17 protein-coding genes and 2 pseudogenes are annotated in these 18,644 nt (G+C 60.5%); 14 read left to right on the forward strand and 5 right to left on the reverse strand.

Annotated elements, in window-relative coordinates; all coding sequences use genetic code 11:
* Nucleotides 1–15 precede the first annotated feature (15 nt).
* A complete protein-coding gene (aroE, locus tag ELQ88_RS02735; protein ID WP_128874623.1) occupies nucleotides 16–837 on the forward strand; it encodes a shikimate dehydrogenase in 822 nt (273 codons plus the stop codon).
* Nucleotides 838–1,007: 170 nt separating this feature from the next.
* Here the strand turns inward: aroE and ELQ88_RS02740 are convergent, their stop codons facing one another.
* From ELQ88_RS02740 to betC, 3 genes are all read right to left on the reverse strand, one after another.
* On the reverse strand, nucleotides 1,008–2,576 hold the full coding sequence (locus ELQ88_RS02740; protein WP_138963493.1) for a SulP family inorganic anion transporter: 1,569 nt from the start codon (nucleotides 2,574–2,576) through the stop codon (nucleotides 1,008–1,010).
* Between the two features lie 170 nt (nucleotides 2,577–2,746).
* On the reverse strand, nucleotides 2,747–3,667 hold the full coding sequence (gene choX / locus ELQ88_RS02750; protein ID WP_128874626.1) for a choline ABC transporter substrate-binding protein: 921 nt from the start codon (nucleotides 3,665–3,667) through the stop codon (nucleotides 2,747–2,749).
* A 16-nt stretch (nucleotides 3,668–3,683) separates the two neighbouring features.
* A complete protein-coding gene (gene betC, locus ELQ88_RS02755; RefSeq protein WP_138963497.1) occupies nucleotides 3,684–5,198 on the reverse strand; it encodes a choline-sulfatase in 1,515 nt (504 codons plus the stop codon).
* Between the two features lie 114 nt (nucleotides 5,199–5,312).
* Here betC and ELQ88_RS02760 point away from each other — a divergent pair, with 114 nt between their 5' ends.
* Nucleotides 5,313–6,263: a LysR family transcriptional regulator gene (locus ELQ88_RS02760; protein WP_138963499.1), complete on the forward strand. Its 951-nt coding sequence runs from the start codon at nucleotides 5,313–5,315 to the stop codon at nucleotides 6,261–6,263.
* Between the two features lie 174 nt (nucleotides 6,264–6,437).
* On the opposite strand, the gene ELQ88_RS02765 is transcribed toward ELQ88_RS02760, so the two are convergent.
* A complete protein-coding gene (locus tag ELQ88_RS02765; RefSeq protein WP_138963501.1) occupies nucleotides 6,438–7,103 on the reverse strand; it encodes an NAD(P)H-binding protein in 666 nt (221 codons plus the stop codon).
* A gap of 84 nt (nucleotides 7,104–7,187) precedes the next feature.
* Between ELQ88_RS02765 and ELQ88_RS02770 the strand changes: the two genes are divergently transcribed.
* Entirely contained in the window at nucleotides 7,188–7,514 is a 327-nt protein-coding gene (locus ELQ88_RS02770; RefSeq protein ID WP_138963503.1) for a DOPA 4,5-dioxygenase family protein, read from the forward strand.
* Between the two features lie 26 nt (nucleotides 7,515–7,540).
* On the opposite strand, the pseudogene ELQ88_RS02775 reads toward ELQ88_RS02770, so the two are convergent.
* A pseudogene (locus tag ELQ88_RS02775) lies at nucleotides 7,541–7,735 on the reverse strand (GFA family protein); the annotation flags it as partial.
* Between ELQ88_RS02775 and ELQ88_RS02780 the strand changes: the two are divergent.
* The 11 genes and pseudogenes from ELQ88_RS02780 to ELQ88_RS34490 all read left to right on the forward strand — a co-directional run.
* A complete protein-coding gene (locus tag ELQ88_RS02780; protein WP_138963505.1) occupies nucleotides 7,655–8,056 on the forward strand; it encodes a hypothetical protein in 402 nt (133 codons plus the stop codon). The pseudogene ELQ88_RS02775 and the gene ELQ88_RS02780 overlap by 81 nt on opposite strands.
* Before the next feature lie 24 nt (nucleotides 8,057–8,080).
* Nucleotides 8,081–9,388 carry a CitMHS family transporter gene (locus ELQ88_RS02785; RefSeq protein WP_138963507.1) on the forward strand — a complete coding sequence of 436 codons (1,308 nt, stop codon included), beginning with the start codon at nucleotides 8,081–8,083 and terminating at the stop codon, nucleotides 9,386–9,388.
* Nucleotides 9,389–9,473: 85 nt separating this feature from the next.
* Nucleotides 9,474–10,241: a TerC family protein gene (locus ELQ88_RS02790; protein ID WP_128874632.1), complete on the forward strand. Its 768-nt coding sequence runs from the start codon at nucleotides 9,474–9,476 to the stop codon at nucleotides 10,239–10,241.
* 309 nt (nucleotides 10,242–10,550) lie between these two features.
* A complete protein-coding gene (locus tag ELQ88_RS02795) occupies nucleotides 10,551–12,209 on the forward strand; it encodes a Na/Pi cotransporter family protein (protein WP_138963509.1) in 1,659 nt (552 codons plus the stop codon).
* 191 nt (nucleotides 12,210–12,400) lie between these two features.
* Nucleotides 12,401–13,777 carry an insulinase family protein gene (locus tag ELQ88_RS02800; RefSeq protein ID WP_128874633.1) on the forward strand — a complete coding sequence of 459 codons (1,377 nt, stop codon included), beginning with the start codon at nucleotides 12,401–12,403 and terminating at the stop codon, nucleotides 13,775–13,777.
* A gap of 117 nt (nucleotides 13,778–13,894) precedes the next feature.
* Nucleotides 13,895–14,923 carry a DUF5924 family protein gene (locus ELQ88_RS02805; protein ID WP_138963511.1) on the forward strand — a complete coding sequence of 343 codons (1,029 nt, stop codon included), beginning with the start codon at nucleotides 13,895–13,897 and terminating at the stop codon, nucleotides 14,921–14,923.
* A gap of 55 nt (nucleotides 14,924–14,978) precedes the next feature.
* Nucleotides 14,979–16,127: an ABC transporter permease gene (locus ELQ88_RS02810; protein WP_128874635.1), complete on the forward strand. Its 1,149-nt coding sequence runs from the start codon at nucleotides 14,979–14,981 to the stop codon at nucleotides 16,125–16,127.
* Nucleotides 16,124–16,927 (forward strand): ATP-binding cassette domain-containing protein, encoded by an 804-nt coding sequence (locus ELQ88_RS02815; protein WP_138963513.1) that lies wholly within the window; start codon nucleotides 16,124–16,126, stop codon nucleotides 16,925–16,927. Before ELQ88_RS02810 ends, ELQ88_RS02815 begins: the two co-directional genes overlap by 4 nt.
* Nucleotide 16,928: 1 nt before the next feature.
* Nucleotides 16,929–17,867, forward strand: a complete 939-nt coding sequence (locus ELQ88_RS02820) for an MlaD family protein (protein ID WP_138963515.1) — start codon at nucleotides 16,929–16,931, stop codon at nucleotides 17,865–17,867.
* Entirely contained in the window at nucleotides 17,864–18,490 is a 627-nt protein-coding gene (locus ELQ88_RS02825) for an ABC-type transport auxiliary lipoprotein family protein (RefSeq protein ID WP_138963517.1), read from the forward strand. The genes ELQ88_RS02820 and ELQ88_RS02825 overlap by 4 nt, the downstream gene beginning before the upstream one ends.
* Nucleotides 18,487–18,591, forward strand: a pseudogene (locus ELQ88_RS34490) (metal ABC transporter ATP-binding protein); the annotation flags it as partial. The gene ELQ88_RS02825 and the pseudogene ELQ88_RS34490, both read left to right, overlap by 4 nt.
* Between the last annotated feature and the right edge of the window lie 53 nt (nucleotides 18,592–18,644).

An 18,644-nucleotide genomic window follows, 5' to 3' on the forward strand; every position in this document is an offset into this window, starting at 1 on the left:
AGGTGAGGTGTGTTGATGGATCGTTATGTCGTATTTGGTAACCCGATCGGCCACAGCAAGTCGCCGCTGATCCACCGTCTGTTTGCCGGGCAAACGGCGCAAATACTCGACTACAGCACCTTGTTGGCGCCACTCGACGACTTTTGCGGCTGCGCCCGGGCGTTTTTCCGTGAAGGTCGCGGGGCGAACGTGACGGTGCCGTTCAAGGAAGACGCCTATCGCCTGGCGGACAGTCTGACGGAGCGGGCGCAACGGGCCGGCGCGGTGAACACCTTGAGCAAACTGGCCGATGGCAGTCTGTTGGGTGACAACACCGATGGCGCCGGGCTGGTGCGGGACCTGACGGTCAATGCCGGGTTCAGCCTCAAGGGCAAACGCATCTTGCTGCTGGGTGCGGGTGGCGCGGTGCGCGGTGCGCTGGAGCCGTTGCTGGCCGAACAGCCCGCGTCGGTGGTCATCGCCAACCGCACGGTGGAAAAAGCCGAGTTGCTGGCGAAGTTGTTCGCTGACCTGGGACCGGTGTCGGCCAGTGGTTTCGATTGGTTGCAAGAGCCGGTGGACCTGATTATCAACGCGACGTCCGCGAGCCTGTCAGGCGATGTACCACCGATTGCCAGCAGTTTGATCGAGCCGGGCAAGACGGTTTGCTATGACATGATGTATGGCAAGGACCCGACTTCGTTTTGTCGCTGGGCCAGTGAACATGGCGCGGCGGTGGCGATGGATGGCTTGGGGATGCTCGCCGAGCAGGCGGCGGAAGCGTTCTTCCTGTGGCGCGGTGTGCGGCCGGATACGGCGCCAGTACTGGCCGAACTCCGCCGCCAACTCGCCGCATAACCCTGTAGGAGCTGGCTTGCCAGCGAAGGCGATATGCCGGTCGACATCTGTATTGACTGATAGACCGCTTTCGCTGCGGTGCGGCGATCCAACAAGCCAGCTCCTACAGTTTGATCATCGTCGAGCACGCGATGTATGTCCGCCCCAATCCCGCAGGAGCGGACAGTGCTTCAGTCTTCAAACCGGATCGGGCATTTCTCCGCGCCTTCCAGCTTCCTCAACTCCTCCACCACCGGTGGTCGCGCCCCGCGCAGGGTCAGGCTGCGATTCTGTTGCAACAGCCGCCGCGCTTCCTGGTGCAGCATTTCCACGCCTGAATAGTCGATGAAGTTGATCTGCTGCGCCTCGATTACCACACGTGCGCCGTGCATCCGTTGCAGACGCACTTGCAGATAATGGCTGGCGCCGAAAAAGATCGACCCGCCGACTCGCAGAATGTCTTCATCCCCGTCGCGCCAATGCTGCACCCGCGGTTGCGAAGTGCGTTTGAGGTAGAAGAACAGTGAAGCCAACACGCCGGCGTAGATCGCCGTCTGCAGCTCCAGCAGCAGCGTGGCGATACAGGTCAGCGTCATGACCAGAAACTCGGCGCGGCTGACTCGCAACAGCGCACGGATCCCGCGATGGTCCACCAGGCCCCAGGCGATCAACAGAATGCTGCCGGCCATGGCCGGGATGGGGATGTGCGCAATCAGGCTCGCGCCGAAGAGGGCAAACAGCGCCACCCACAACGCTGAAAAAACCCCGGCCAGCGGCGAGCAGGCGCCGGCCTCGTAGCTCAGGCCTGAGCGGGTGAAGGAACCGGCTGACAGCGAGCCGGAAAAAAACGCACCTACCATGTTCGATAAACCCTGGGCGCGGACTTCCTGATTGGCGTCGAGCAGTTGCTGCGAACGGGCCGACAAGGAACGGGCAATCGACAGGCTTGTCACCAGCCCGAGCATCCCGACCGCTACGGCGCTGGGCAGCAGGCGCAGGATCAGGTCCAGGTCCAGCGGCAACGGACTGAAGGGCGGCAGTCGCCCGACGAATGCGCTGACCAGCTTCACATGAACGAACATCGAGGGCCAAAGCCATACCAGCAGTCCACTCAGGACCAGAGTGATCAACAGCGTGGGCCAGCGGGGCAACAGCCATTTCAGGATTACCCCCACGGCGACGGTGGCCAAGCCCAGTACGAGCGAAGGGCGATCTACTTCGCCGAGGTGTTTGAACACCATTAAAAAGCTGTCCAGCGCCGTCGCCTGGTTGGGCATGTCCAGCCCCAGCAGGTTCGGCAGTTGGCCGATGGCGATTACCACCGCCGCGCCGAGGGTGAAACCCAGCACCACCGAGTGCGAGACGAAATTCACCAAGGCGCCAAAACGCAGCAATCCCAGCAGCCACTGGAAAATGCCGGCGAGCAGCGTCAGCAACAGGATCAGGGTGACGTAGTCCTCTGACGCGGGAACGGCCAGAGGACTGACGCTGGCGTACAGGACGATGGAGATGGCCGCCGTAGGGCCGCAGATCAAGTGCCAGGACGAACCCCACAGGCAGGCAATCAGCACCGGGATGATCGCGGCGTACAAGCCGTACTCCGGCGGAAGGCCGGCAATCAGGGCGTAGGCGATGGATTGCGGCAAGGCGAGAATGGCACCGCTGAGGCCGACGATCAGGTCGCGGCCGACGCTGGCGCGGGTCTGCCGCGGCAGCCAGGTAAGGAAGGGGAAGAGTGAATGGCGGCTGGGGAAGGCCATGGGTCCTCTCGGGTGGGGGTTTACGCAAGGGTATCAGTACAAGCTGAACATTGTGGCGAGGGAGCTTGCTCCCGCTGGGCTGCGAAGCAGCCCTGAAAATCTGCGGGCGCTGCGCACTGGTGCGCCAGCCCGGCCGAGCGGGAGCAAGCTCCCTCGCCACAGGTCATTTTTTACAACTTGGCTTTTACTGCCGGCAACGCATCCTTCCCATCCACGGTCTTCACCCCGTCCAGCCATTTATCCAGCACCGCCGGGTTGGCCTTGATCCAGGCCTTGGCCGCCTGGGCATTGCTGATTTTCTTGTTCACCACCTCCGCCATGATGCTGTTCTCCATCTCCTGGGTGAAACTCAGGTTGGTGAGCAATTTGCCAACGTTCGGGCAAGCCTGTGCATAACCTTTGCGGGTCAGGGTATAAACGCTGCCCGTATCACCGAAGTATTTCTCGCCACCTTTGAGGTAATGCATTTTCAGCTGCACGTTCATCGGGTGCGGGGTCCAGCCGAGGAAGGTCACGAACTTCTGCTTTTTCACCGCCCTGGACACTTCGGCCAGCATCGCCTGCTCGCTGGACTCGACCAGCTTCCACTGGCCCATGTCGAAGTCGTTCTTCTTGATCATTTCCTGCAAGGAGATGTTGGCCGGAGCGCCCGAGCCGATGCCATAGATCTTCTTGTCGAACTTGTCAGCGTGTTTGTTCAAGTCGGCAAAGTCATGCACACCCGCATCCCAGACGTAATCCGGGACGGCGAGGGTGAATTCGGTGCCTTCGAGGTTCTTTGCCAGTTGAGTGACATCGCCGGTGGCCACGAACTTATCGTAGAAGCCTTGCTGTGCAGGCATCCAGTTACCCAAAAACACGTCCACCTGACCATCCTTGAGCCCGCCAAAGGTGATCGGCACCGCGAGGGTGTCGACCTTGGCCTTGTAGCCCATGCCGTCCAGCAGAAAACCGGTGATGGCGTTGGTCGCGGCAATGTCGCTCCAGCCGGGGTCCGCCATCTTCACGGTGTCGCAGCTTTGCTCGGCGAACGCCGATGCGCTGCCCAGAGCCAGGAGCCCTGCCGTCAGTACTGTGGATAACCTTTGCATGGACTTCCCCTTAACATTATTGGTTTTGGCAGGGTTGTGGATAACGTGCTTTGCGCTCCAGATCATCAAGGTCGATGTGGTTGCGCATGTATTGCTGACTGGCGTCCACCAGCGGCTGATGATCCCAGCTCTTCAGCTTGCCGATGGACAGCGCCTGGGCGACAAAACGCCGACGACGCTGGCTGGCGAGTACTTGTTGGTGAATCGCCGGGATGTTCCATTTGGCCCGCGCTTCGGCGAGAAATTCCTCGAACAGTTGCAAATGCTGGGGCGACCCGCTGAGTTCTTCCTGTTCGCGCGGGTCGTTGTGTACGTCGAAGAGTAGGCAAGGGTCGTCTTCGCTGTAGATGAATTTATAGGCGCCGCGGCGAATCATCATCAGCGGGCTGATGGTGCCCTCCGCCATGTATTCGCCAAAAACCTCATCGTGACCGCCCTGCCCTTGCAGGTGCGAAACCAGCGAGCGACCGTCCAGAGGCAACCCTGGCTCCAGTGAGCCGCCAGCCAATTCCACGAAGGTCGGCAGCAGGTCGGCGGTGGACACCGCTGCGCTGACCCGCCCGGCACCGAACTGCCCCGGCGCACTGATCAACAGGGGGACCCGCGCAGCCATCTCGAACCAGTGCATTTTGTACCAGAGCCCACGCTCGCCGAGCATGTCACCGTGGTCGCCGGAAAATACGATGATGGTGTCGTCGATCAGGCCGGTATCTTCCAGGGTTTGCAGGAGTTTGCCGACGTTACTGTCGATATAGCTGCAAGCACCGAAGTAGGCACGGCGCGCATCGCGGATTTTATCCACAGGCAGCGGTTTGTCCCACAGGTCGTAAACCTTGAGCAAGCGTTGGGAATGCGGATCGAGTTCGGTCTGGGCCGGGGTGTGCGGCAAAGGGATGTCGGCATCGTCGTACATATCCCAAAACGCCTTGGGGATGGTGTACGGATCGTGCGGATGGGTCATGGAAACGGTGAGGCAGAACGGCTGATCGCCCGCCTCTCGAATGTGGTCAAACAGGTATTGCTGGGCCTTGAACACGACCTCTTCATCAAAATCCAGCTGATTGGTGCGCACGCACGGCCCGGCTTGCAGTACCGAGGACATGTTGTGGAACCAGGTCGGACGCACGTCCGGTTCATCCCAGTTAACCGACCAGCCATAGTCCGCGGGATAAATATCGCTGGTCAGGCGTTCTTCATAACCGTGCAACTGATCGGGGCCGCAGAAGTGCATCTTGCCGGACAATGCGGTGCGGTAACCGAGGCGACGCAAGTAGTGGGCATAAGTCGGTACATCGGCGGGAAAATCGGCCGCGTTGTCGTAGGCGCCAATCTTGCTCGGCAACTGACCGCTGACCAGGGTAAACCGCGACGGCGCACACAGCGGGCTGTTGCAATATGCGGCGTCGAACACCACGCCTTCGGCGGCGAGGCGGCTCAGGTTGGGCAATTTGATGGGCGAAGGGCCGTAGAACGGCAACATTGGCGCGGCCATCTGATCGGCCATGATGAAAAGAATATTCTTGCGCTTCATGTGATCGCGGCATTCCATAGTGAATATTTATGCGAGAGTGCTGCGATCGAGCATGGAGTCCGCCTACTTTGTGGTAAAGCCCATGCTCGGCAATGACTAGGATAAGCACAGCTTATGTATGACGCCCTTGGTGATTTGTCTCTGGATCTGCTGCGTGCCTTTGAAGCCGCCGCCCGTCAGCATAGCTTCACCGCCGCGGCGGTTGAGCTCGGGACGACGCAACCGGCCATCAGCCAACAGATCAAACGGTTGGAAGAACAGCTCGGGACGCGGCTGTTCGATCGGATCTATCGCGGCATCGCGTTGACCGAGGCCGGGGCGATCCTTTTTCAGCAAGTTCAAGCAGGATTGCAGAACATAGACGCTGGATTGAGCGCGATCAGCGCACAGCATCAGCACGAAGTGTTGCAGGTCGCCACCGATTTTGCCTTTGCCGCCTATTGGCTGATGCCGCGGCTGCATCGATTTCACGCCGCCAACCCTCAGGTCGATGTCAGCCTGGTCACCAGCGAACGCAGCCTCAACATGCTGCGCACCGATATCGATGTGGCGGTGTTGTTCGGTGATGGCCGATTCAAACAAGGTGAAAGCCATTGGCTGTTCAGCGAGGAAGTGTTTCCCGTGTGCAGTCCACTGCTGTTGAAAGATCGCCCCCTGCCCTTGCCGGTCCAGACATTGCTGGAATTTCCACTGCTGCATTTGCGCGGCGAAAACAGCAGCAACTGGTTTGACTGGAGCGGCGTGTTTCGCGAACTGGGAATCTCGTCGGCGCCAGCACCGGGGCAATTGCGTTTCGACAATTACACCTTGTTGATTCAAGCGGCGATTGGCGGACAGGGCGTGGCGATCGGGTGGCGGCACCTTGTGGATAACTTGCTGGCGCAAGACTTGTTGTGTCGGCCGATTGCTGAAACGGTGATTTCCAGGTTGGGTTATTACGTGGTCCTGCCTCAGCGCAAACGGCGTGGGCCGTTGATTCAACAGTTCGTCGACTGGTTGATGGCCGAGCAGGCCAGCAGTGCGCAATCGCTTAATGGCCTGCCACTACCGTCGATTGCGGTGTGAAGCGAAACGATCACCGCCTGCTGAATTGTGGAAAACGCCGACCCCTGTAGGAGCCGGCTTGCTGGCGAAGGCGTCTTGATGGGCACTGCAGGACTCGAGGCCGCCTTCGCTGGCAAGCCAGCTCCTACAGGGGGAACGTATTTCAAGGTTGGAGCTGCCGCAGGCTGCGATTTTTCAGGGTTCTGAAGCTGCGATGAAGTTCACATGCTCGCCCAGGTGCAAATTCAGCTGCAACTCATCGGCGATCCCGACCGCTACACGGTTCAACCGGGCCAGCGGTTCGGCCAGACCCGGCTCCAGGCTGCTGCTGACGTGGCTGAAATGTTCAATGGTCAACCCCGGCACCCCGCGTGGCGCATTGACCAGGGTCCAGCGCAAGGAACTGCTTTGCACAGCCTCGCGGATTTCTTCGGCGGCGTGGTGTTCCAGTTGGTCCTCCAACTCTGGATCATCCAGCACTTCGAAATCGCCAACCAGAAACAGCCGGGCAATGCCCGCAGCCTGCATGCCCTCGATCAATGCATCCACGGCCAGCACCTGTTCGACCGGTCCCGGTACGATGGTTTTTTCCACATGCTCGCTGTTGAACGGCAGACCCGGTGCATCCAACAGGCAAATGACCGCGGAGCTCCCGGCCACGCTTTGCTTGACGCGTTCGGCATCGAACAAATCGCCGGTCTTGGCGCGCAAACCCGGACGCGGCGCGAGCGCTGTCAGGTCATCGAGAATGGCGATCACTTCATGCTGGCGCCGCAGCATTTCAGCCATCAGCGCACTGCCCAGGCTACTCATGGCACCATAGAGCACCACTTTCACTACGGGGGTTTCGGCATTTTTCATGACTGAGATTCCTTGTTTGCGACTTATATGGCGTGTGACCTGTAGGAAACGGTGAGGGTTCGACCGGGTTTAGAGGGATTCCAGATGCAACAGATCAAGGGCTATCACGCCCATGTGTATTTCGACGCCAGCAGCATCGATCAGGCCCGGGCCTTGTGTGAGCAAGCGGCCCGGTTATTTGCGGTGAAGATGGGGCGGGTGCATGAACGACCGGTGGGGCCGCACCCGGACTGGAGTTGCCAGTTGGCTTTCGAGCCGCAGTACCTTGGCGACGTGCTGCCGTGGTTGGCGCTCAACCGCAAAGGTCTGGTGGTGTTCCTGCACCCGGACACCGGTAACGATCTGCTCGACCATACGGAGCATGCGATCTGGATGGGCGCGATCCGTCCGCTGGACCTGTCTATTTTTTGATCAGAGCGTTTCTTCTGGCTCAGACGGCAAGTGCTCGTCCGCGCAGGCGCCCCGGTCAGCCATTGAAAGGCCGACGCGGGCACGGTGATCCAGGTGGTCACTATTGCACCGCTGACCCGCCGGCAGATCGAACAATGGCAATGGGCGATGTCGTGCAACGCCCCGCTGAATTGATAGCGCAGTTGCCCGCAGTGGCAGCCGCCCGTGTGAAGTTCGCTCATGACCTTCTCTCCTCATGCGTATTTACCGACGCCTTCGCCGGCAAGCCGGTCTCCCTCCCTTCCCCGGTCCGACGACCGGTTGCACATCCGGTCAATGCTTTCATCCGCGAAAGCTGGGTGAAAGCTTGCGCGATTAGGATCGCCTCACTGCCGGCAACAGACCGGTTGGCCAATGCCAGTGTTTTATCGCTCGCACAGCCCTTTAACAACAACAATGGTGATCCTGATGTCTTCTGCTACTCGCCGCTTCGCCGCCACTCCACCCGTACGTCTCGTGCTTCCCGTTCTGCGCTGACCCCAACCGGTTCGCCCATTCCCTAGCCGCGCTATGCCTGGAGTATCCCCATGCTGACTTTCCTTGGCTTCGCCATGGTCATCACGTTCATGTTCCTGATCATGACCAAGCGCCTGTCTGCGCTGATTGCGTTGATCATCATCCCGATCCTGTTTGCCCTGTTCGGCGGGTTCGCGCCGAAGATCGGCCCGATGATGCTCGACGGCATTACCAAGCTGGCGCCGACCGGCGTGATGCTGATGTTCGCCATTCTCTACTTTGCCCTGATGATCGACTCCGGCCTGTTCGACCCGGCCGTGCGCAAGATCCTCAAGCTGGTCAAGGGTGACCCGCTGAAAGTCTCGGTCGGCACCGCCGTGCTGGCGCTGGTGGTTTCCCTCGATGGTGACGGCGCGACCACTTACATGATCTGCGTGGCCGCCATGCTGCCGCTCTACAGCCGCATCGGCATGAGCCCGCGGATCATGGCCGGTCTGATCATCCTCGCCGGTGGCGTGATGAACATGACCCCTTGGGGCGGCCCGACCGCGCGTGCGGCCAGTGCGCTGCACGTCGATCCGTCCGACATCTTTGTGCCGATGGTGCCCGCGATGCTGGCCGGTGTCGTAGCGATCCTGGCGATTGCCTACTTCTACGGTAAACGTGAACGTGCCCGTCTGGGTGAATTGCACTTGGTGGGCGATGAAATCGACCACAGCGAAATCAGCGTTTCCCAGTTCCCGGATGCCCGGCGTCCAAAGCTGATCTGGTTCAACGGCGCCCTGACGCTGGGCCTGATGTGCACCCTGGTCGCCGGCCTGTTGCCGCTGCCTGTATTGTTCATGGTGGCCTTCAGTATCGCGATGATCGTCAATTACCCGTGCCTGCAACAGCAGAAGGACCGCATCTCGGCCCACGCCGGTAGCGTGCTGGCCGTGGTCGGGCTGATCTTTGCCGCGGGCATCTTCACCGGTATCCTCTCGGGCACCGGCATGGTCGACGCGATGTCGAAAAGCCTGTTATCGGTAATTCCGGACTTCCTCGGCCCGTACCTGGCCGTAATCACCGCGTTGGTGAGCATGCCGTTCACGTTCTTCATGTCCAACGACGCGTTTTATTATGGCGTGTTACCGGTGCTTGCCGAGGCCGCGAGTCACTACGGAATTACCGCAGTGGAAATGGCACGTGCCTCGATCGTCGGTCAGCCCGTCCACTTGTTGAGCCCGCTGGTACCGTCGACTTACCTGTTGGTGGCCCTGGCCGGTATCGATTTCGGTGATCACCAGCGGTTCACCTTGAAGTGGGCAGTGCTGGTTTGCCTGTGCATACTGGTCGCTGCATTGCTGATGGGGATTTTTCCGCTGTTCAGCACTCTATAAGCCCAAGACTCACCATGACGGGTCCGGCTTCGTGGTTTTGAAGTCCGGGCCCGGCCTGGTTTAACAATCGCTCAAAGGAATACACATGGAATGGCTGACCAACCCTGAAATCTGGGTTGCCTTCTTTACCCTGACCGCCCTGGAAATCGTCCTGGGTATCGATAACATCATCATGATTTCGATCCTGGTCAGCCGCATGCCCAAACACATGCAGCAGCGCACCCGGATTTTCGGCCTGGCCCTGGCCATGGTCACGCGGATTCTGTTGTTGCTGTCGATCACCTGGGTCATGCGCCTCACCGCCGACCTGTTCGAAGTGTTCGGCCAGGCTATCTCCGGGCGTGACCTGATCCTGTTCTTCGGTGGCCTGTTCCTGTTGTGGAAGAGCTCCCAAGAGATGTACCACGCGCTGGAAGGCGAGGACGAAAGCGGCGACGAGCCTTCGGGCAAGGGCGGCAACTTCCTCTACACCATCATCCAGATCGCGATCATCGACATCGTGTTCTCGCTGGACTCCGTGATCACCGCGGTGGGCATGGTTTCCCACGTACCGGTCATGGTTGCAGCGATCATCGTTGCGGTGCTGGTGATGATGGTTGCCTCGCGCACCATCAGCGAGTTCATCGACAAGCACCCTTCGCTGAAAATGCTGGCGCTGTCGTTCCTGTTGCTGGTCGGTACCGTGTTGATTGCCGAGTCTCTGGATGTGCATCTGCCAAAAGGCTATGTCTACTTCGCCATGGCGTTCTCGCTGGCGGTGGAGACGATCAACATCAAGCTGCGCACCGCGATGGCGAAAAAGCGCAAACAGCAGGATCCAGTGAAACTGCGCAAGGATGTTCCGGGTCAGTAACCGAGGGACTTGTAGGAGCGAGCTTGCTCGCGAAGGCCTCAAGGGCGACGCGTTCATTCAGACGATACGCGTAATCGTTGACGTCCATCGCGAGCAAGCTCGCTCCTACATGAACAGGGGGGCCTTCGGGCCCCTTTTTCTTGTCCGCATCAAACTGTTTTTGTGACAGTTTTGTTTCAATCGCTTCTTTAGCTATGCGATGCTGGCGCCCAGACCGTTAGCCAACTACAGCTTAAATACAGAACGTAGAAAAAAGCGCGGCACCGTCAACTTTGCCCCATTGGGGCGCTACCACCACAGGGGGCCTGCATGCTCACCCTGCTCAATTTGTTATCTGCCGTGGCCTTGTTGATCTGGGGCACGCACATCGTCCGAACCGGCATCCTGCGGGTCTACGGTTCCAACTTGCGCCACGTCATCGGGCAGAACATGTCCAGGCGCTGGCTGGCATTCATCTCGGGAATCGTGGTGACGGCCATGGTCCAGAGCAGCAACGCCACCGCCATGCTCGTCACCTCCTTTGTCGGTCAGGGCTTGATGGCGTTGACCCCTGCCCTGGCGACCATGCTCGGGGCCGACGTGGGTACCGCGTTGATGGCGCGAGTGCTGACCCTGGACCTGTCGTGGCTGTCGCCGCTGCTGATTTTCCTCGGGGTGATTTTCTTCCTGTCCCGCAAACAGACACGACTGGGGCAAATGGGCCGCGTCAGTATCGGCCTGGGGCTGATCATTCTGGCACTGCAACTGATCGTCGAATCCGCCGCGCCGATCACCCAGGCCCAAGGTGTGAAAGTGATCTTTGCCTCGCTGACCGGCGACATCCTGCTCGATGCCCTGGTCGGCGCGCTGTTCGCAATGATTTCCTATTCCAGCCTGGCCGCCGTCCTGCTGACGGCGACCCTGGCCGGTGCCGCGGTGATCAGTCTGCCAGTGGCCATCGGCCTGGTGATCGGCGCCAACATTGGCAGCGGCATCCTCGCCTTTCTCAGCACCAGCATGCAGAACGCGGCTGGCCGCCAGGTTGCGTTGGGTAGCCTGCTGTACAAGCTGATCGGCCTGCTGCTGATCATTCCGGTACTCGATCCCCTGGCGCATTGGATGGATGGCCTGGATTTCAGTCCCCAGGAAATGGTCATCGGCTTTCACCTGCTCTACAACACCGCCCGCTGCCTGATCCTGCTGCCCAGTGTCGGACCGATGGCCAGGTTCTGTGCGTGGGTGTTGCCGGAGCGTCCGCAAGTCAACGGTACCGCCAAACCGCGACATCTTGACCCGACGGCGTTGGTCACCCCCAGCCTGGCGCTGGCCAACGCCGCCCGCGAAACCCTGCGTATCGGCGATCTGATCGACAACATGCTTGAAGCCATGCTCGACGTGCTGCGCGGCAAGCAAACCGCCGTCACCCAGGAAATGCGCCGCCTGACCGATGATGTGGAAGCGCTCTACGGCGCCATCAAGCTCTACCTGGCGCAAATGCCCCGGGAAGACCTCAGCGACCAGGACAGTCGGCGCTGGGCGGAAATCATCGAGCTGGCGATCAATCTCAAACTCGCCAGCGACTTGATCGAGCGCATGTTGCGCAAGGTCCAGCAGCAGAAAACCTCGCAACGCCGGTCTTTTTCCGAGATCGGGCTGGAAGAATTGGCGGGGCTGCACCACCAGCTGATAGCCAACCTGCGCCTCGGGTTGTCGGTATTCCTCAGTGCCGATAAGGAAAGTGCCCGCCAGTTGCTGCGGGAAAAACGTCGCTTTCGCGCACAGGAGCGCCGTTTGGCCCATGCTCACGTCAGTCGATTGCAGCGTAAGATCGTGCAGAGTATCGAAACCAGTTCGCTGCACCTGGAGCTGATCGCGGACATGAAGCGTCTGAACTCGCTGTTCTGCAGCAGCGCATATGTGGTGCTGGAAACGACAGACACCGGCGCACTGGCTGTCGATGATTTGGCCGACACCACGCATTCGCCTTGAACGTCTGGCACAGTGGTCAGTCAGTAACATTGATTCAGCCTCAAGGCCGTCTTCGCGAGCAAGCCCGCTCCCACAGGTGATCTGAGTCGGACACAGTTCCGACACCGAAGATCCACTGTGGGAGCGGGCTTGCCCGCGATAGCGGCCTGAAGGACGACACGGATCTCCGATTGATTGCCTGGAAGCTCGCTATGCGTTACCTGTTGTTCGCCTGCCTGTTGCTTGGTTCATTTCCTTCGTTTGCCCTGGATCGCTTCCAGGTTGAAGGCTATCCCCTGCCCAACGGCCTGCAGTTGTTGCTCAAGCCCGGTACCGAGCGCGGGCATGTGGCGATTCGGCTGGTGGTCGGCGTCGGTATCGATGATTTCAGCTGTGCCGACAAAGAGCTGCCGCACCTGCTCGAGCATTTGCTGTTCACCGGCATCGATGCCACTGGCGAAGGCGGCCTGGAGGAACGCATGCAGGCCCTGGGCGGTGAATGGAACGCGTTCACCAGCAATGCCGACACGACATTCGTCATCGAGGCCCCGGCGAAAAACCAGCGTAAGGTCCTCGATCTGCTGTTGGCGCTACTGACCCAGACCCGAATCGACGACAACTCGATCAATGCCGCCAAACAAGTGGTCGAGCGCGAAGACGGTGGCCACTACACCCACTTGCAACGCTGGCTGGATCGCCAGGACCTGGGCCATACGGCAAGTAATCAGCTGGCCGTGGAACTGGGCCTGAAATGTCCCGAGCGAGCCGAGGTCGATTACCTGACCCGCGAACAATTGGAGTCAGTGCGCAAGGCCTGGTACGCGCCCAACAACATGACCCTGATCGTGGTCGGCGACCTCGACCGCTTGCTGCCGGCTTATCTGGAGCGGTCCTGGGGCGCGCTTGAGGCGGTCGACCCGACCGATCACCCGCCCCTGCCGGACATCAAGACCAGCGCCGACCATGAGCGCACGTTGAATCATGGTTTCGTCGGCGGAGCTGCCAAGTTGCACTGGCTGGTACCGGAGCCGGTGCAGGAGGAGCAGCACGATCAGACCTACGACTTACTCAAGGACTACCTGGACTGGGCGCTCTATCGCCAATTGCGCCTGACCCATGGTTTGTCCTACGGCCCCTCGGCCGAGCGTGAGGTGTTTGGCGGGGTGGGCTTCATGAGCCTGAACGCGGACCTCGACCGCGATGACGTGCCCGAGGCCAAACAGGTGCTGGACGAGTTGAAGGCCGGGTTGCTCAAGAACGGCCTGGATGGCGACACCTTCAACCGTCTCAAGCAGGCCGCCATCGCCCGCCAGGCCTGGGCCGTGCAAGGTAACAGCGCACTGGCCGATTATTATTGGAGCGCCCTTGGCAGCTACGGGGACGGCCGTTTCGTCGACCCGGCCAAGGAACTGCGAGGGGTGACGCTGGCAGAGGCGAACAAGGCCATGCGTGAATTGCTGCAGCAGCCGGGCTACCTGCGGATTGAAAAACCGTTGATGAGCGATGACCAGCTGGTGTGGGCGATGGCCGGAGTGATTGGGCTTATCGTCCTGGGGTTGCTGGGCTGGCGCTTCCATCGCAGAAAGTAACAACTCCCTCGCCACAGTGCTGTGTTGGTCGAATGGACGACCACCCTGCCCTCGCCACACCGCCCACCGGGCGGTACTCTGTCGAGGATTTTTCCCACGACTATTGCGAACCGCCGAATGCCTACCCTGACCCTTTTCGTACAGCGCATTTTGGAATTGATGAAGCGCTACCCTGGGGTCATTGCGCTCGGCGGTTTCATTTCCGGGGTCGGCAGCTTCATGCTGGTGGATCGTCAGCAAGGCCTGGCGACGTGGATCACCATCATCATGCTGATCAGCTGGATCTGGCTGATGCTGGAAAACAGCCTGACCAAGCTGTTCGCCAGGATCTTCAACCGCGAAATCCCCCGGCCATTGCTGCGTTACGCCACGCAGATGATTCACCAGGAAAGCCTGTTCTTCGTCCTGCCCTTCTTTTTCATCACCACCACCTGGAACAGCGGCCAGTTATTCTTTACCGGGATGCTGGGCATTGCCGCACTGATCTCCATCATCGACCCGCTCTACTACAAATGGCTGGCACCGCGACGCTGGGCGTTCCTGGCGCTGCATACCCTGACGCTGTTCGCGGCACTGCTGACCGCCCTGCCCGTCATCCTGCACCTGACCACCTCCCAAAGTTTCAAACTGGCCCTGGGCACTGCGGTCGTGCTGTCGTTCCCGAGCCTGGCGTCGATCTTCCCGATCAGAACCGTGCGCAACGCGTTGGCCATCCTGAGTATCACCGTGGGTATCGGTGGCGTGGGTTGGGTACTGCGCTCGTGGGTGCCGCCGGCAACGCTGTGGATGACCGATGTGGCGATCAGCACGCAGATGCAGGACCGCACCCCCGGCGCCAGCCTCGATGAAGTCAGCGCCGAGCAGATTCGCGGCGGCGGTCTGTACGCCTACACCGCGATCAATGCCCCGCGGGGGCTGAACGAGCGGATTTATCATGTCTGGCAGTTCAACGGCAAAGAGGTCGACCGCATCGCCCTGGATATTCGCGGCGGGCGCAAGGAAGGCTATCGGGCCTGGACCCACAAGCAGAACTTCCCCGGTAACCCCGCGGGCAAGTGGCAGGTTCGGGTGTTGACCGAGGACGGCCAACTGATCGGGGTGCTGCGTTTCGAGATCACGGACAGCACACCGGTCAAGGAAAAGTAAGACTGTTCATGCTATTAACGTAGGCCTGTGTAACAGCCGAACAAGCATGGAGCTTATGACCAGCAGCACAATGGCCGGCAATGCCCGACTGGATACCTCTGACACCCCTGCTCAATTGCAGATTACGGGTGACTGGACGCTCGCCCATTACGCCGATCTCAAGCGCCTGAGCGAACAGCTGCGCGGCCGCTACGACGACAGCACCCACATTGACCTTAACGGCCTCGGCGCGCTCGATACCGCCGGTGCATCGTTACTGGTGGAGCTGCTGGGGTCCGAGCGTCTTGGCAAGTCTGCCGAGCATCCCGATTGCACCCTGTCCTCTGCCGACCGCGCCTTGTTGCAAACCGTCTATTGCTCGCTGACCGACTTCTGCGTTCCGGTCAAGGAGCCGCAAACCAGCGTCGGCATTCAACTGCTGACCCGCATCGGTCGCGCGGTGGCAACGGTCTGGCAGGACACCCTGCAACTGCTGGGCTTCGTCGGCCTGATCCTGGAAACCATGGCCCGCGGCCTGTTTCGCCCCAAGCGCTGGCGCCTGACGCCGATGGTGGCGCACATCGAACAGACCGGCCTGGATGCTGCGCCCATCGTCGCCCTGTTGACCTTTCTGGTGGGGGCCGTGGTGGCATTTCTCGGGGCAACAGTGCTGGCGAGTTTTGGCGCGAGTATTTTTACCGTGGACCTGGTGGCATTCTCTTTCCTGCGCGAATTCGGTGTGTTGCTGACCGCGATCCTGATGGCCGGGCGCACCGCCAGTGCATTCACTGCGCAAATCGGCTCGATGAAGGCCAACGAAGAAATCGACGCCATCCGGACCCTGGGTCTGGACCCGATGGAACTGCTGGTGGTGCCGCGCGTCCTGGCGCTGCTGGTGGCGCTGCCGATGTTGACGTTCCTGGCGATGCTTTCGGGGATTATCGGTGGCGGCGTGGTCTGCGCGGTGTCGCTGGATATTTCACCGGCGATGTACCTGTCGCTGTTGCAAACCGATATCGGCGTTCAGCATTTTCTGGTGGGGATCGTCAAAGCGCCGATCTTCGCGTTTCTCATCGCCGCGATTGGTTGCCTTGAGGGCTTCAAGGTCAGCGGCAGCGCCGAATCTGTCGGCGCCCATACCACGTCGAGTGTGGTCCAGTCGATTTTCGTGGTCATCGTGCTCGACGCCGTGGCCGCACTGTTTTTCATGGAGATGGGCTGGTGAGTCGAATACCCCGAGCGCCCACCGAGGCGGTGATCGAAGTCCGTGGGCTGTGCAATCGTTTTGGCAGCCAGAGTGTGCACGAGGGCCTGGACCTGGACTTGTACAAGGGCGAGATCCTCGCCGTGGTGGGCGGCTCCGGTAGCGGTAAATCGGTGCTGCTGCGCAGTATTGTCGGTTTGCGTCAGCCCAGTGAAGGCGAGGTAAAAGTCTTCGGCAAGAACCTGCCGACGCTGGCCGAACATGAGCGCTCGCTGGTCGAACGCCGCTTTGGCGTGCTGTTTCAGAAAGGTGCCCTGTTCTCTTCGCTGACCGTGACCGAGAACGTGGCCTTGCCCCTGATCGAGCATGCTGGCCTGAGCCGCGTCGACGCCGAGCATCTGGCGGCGGTGAAGCTCGCCCTGTCGGGGCTGCCGCTGTCGGCGGCGGACAAATACCCTGCTTCGCTGTCCGGCGGCATGATCAAGCGTGCGGCGCTGGCCCGGGCGTTGGCGCTGGACCCGGACATCCTGTTTCTCGACGAACCCACCGCCGGCCTCGATCCGATCGGTGCGGCGGCGTTCGATCAATTGATCCTGACCCTGCGCGATGCCCTGGGCTTGAGCGTGTTTCTGGTGACCCACGACCTCGACACCCTCTACACCATCACCGACCGGGTCGCCGTGCTGGCGCAGAAGAAAGTGCTGGTGGCCGATGCCATCGATGTCGTTTCGGAAACAGACGATGCGTGGATTCACGAATACTTCCATGGCCCTCGCGGCCGCGCGGCGCTGACCGCCGCTAACCAGCTAAACGAGGCCTGACATGGAAACCCGAGCCCATCATGTATTGATCGGCCTGTTCACCGTGATTGTGGTGGCAGGCGCCCTGCTCTTCGGGCTGTGGCTGGCCAAGTCCAGCGTCGACACCGAGTTCAAGGACTACGAAATCGTCTTCAACGAAACGGTCAGCGGCTTGTCCAAGGGCAGCGCCGTGCAGTACAGCGGGATCAAGGTCGGCGACGTGGTGACGTTGCGCCTGGACCCGAAAGACCCGCGCCGGGTGCTGGCGCGCATCCGCCTGGGCGGTGATACGCCGATCAAGGAAGACACCGAGGCCAAACTGGCGCTGACCGGGATTACCGGGACCTCGATCATCCAACTCAGCGGTGGCACGCCACAGAGCCCGACGCTCAGGGGCAAGGCCGGTGATTTACCGACGATCGTTGCATCGCCCTCGCCTATCGCCCAACTGCTCAACGACAGCACCGACCTGATGGCCGGTGTGAACGTGCTGATGCGCAACGCCAATCAGATGTTTTCTTCGGAGAATGTCGAGCGCATCAGCAAGACCCTTGAGCATCTGGAGCAAACCACCGGCACCCTCGCCGATCAGCGCGGCGACATCCGCCAGGCCATGCAACAATTGGGTGCCATCGGCAAGCAGGCCACGGCCACGCTGGAGCAGACCGCCGCGTTGATGCGCAATGCCAACGGCTTGATCAGCGATCAGGGCAAACAGATGTTCGGCAGTGCCGAACAGGCCATGAAATCGCTGGAACAGAGCAGCGCCACGATCAACAAGCTGCTCACCAACAATCAGGATTCGCTGAACAGCGGGATGCAGGGCCTCAATGGCCTGGGGCCGGCTGTGCGTGAATTGCGCGATACCCTGACGTCGTTGCGGGCCATTTCCCAGCGCCTGGAAGCCAACCCCAGCGGTTATTTGCTGGGCAACGACAAGAACAAGGAATTCACGCCATGAAAGTGAGTCACCTCGCTATCCTCGCCGCTTTTGCGTTGACCGCTTCCTGCTCGATCCTGCCCAAGTCAGAGCCGTCCGATGTCTATCGGCTACCGACGTCCCAGAGCAGCGCCTCAGGCAATCCAGCCATGCCGCAACCCTGGTCGCTTCGCCTGACCAAGCCGCAGGCCAGCCAGGCGTTGAACAGCCCGAACATCGCGGTGATCCCGCAGGGTGACTTGATCAGCAGCTACAAGGCTTCACGCTGGAGCGACCCGGCGCCGGTGCTGCTGCGCAATCGTCTGCTCGATGGTTTCCAGCGTGACGGTCGGGTGTCGCTGCTGAGCACCGATGACAGTAATTTCCAGGCGGACCTGGAGCTGGGCGGCAATCTGCAGGCGTTCCAGACGGAATACCAGGACCGCACGGCGAGCGTGGTCGTGCGACTGGATGCGTTGCTGGTGCGCGGTCATGACCAGCGGATCCTCGCCAGCCGGCGCTTTGAAGTGCGTCAGCCGTTGAGCGATGTGAAGGTGCCGGCGGTAGTGGCCGGGTTTGGCCAGGCGAGTGATCAACTGACGGCACAGGTGGTGGCCTGGACGGTTGAGCAAGGGCGCAAAGCTGCGCCGCCACCAAAACCCTGAGCCCAACACTGAACCCTGTGGGAGCGGGCTTGCTCGCGAAGGCGTTGTTTCAATCGACATCAATACTGAATGACACACCGCTTTCGCGAGCAAGCCCGCTTGTATGTTTAGACTTGTAGGGGTGGTGGGACTAAAAGCCAGCATCTGACTCTAG

The sequence above is a fragment of the Pseudomonas sp. MPC6 genome, assembly GCF_006094435.1.
GTDB lineage: Bacteria > Pseudomonadota > Gammaproteobacteria > Pseudomonadales > Pseudomonadaceae > Aquipseudomonas.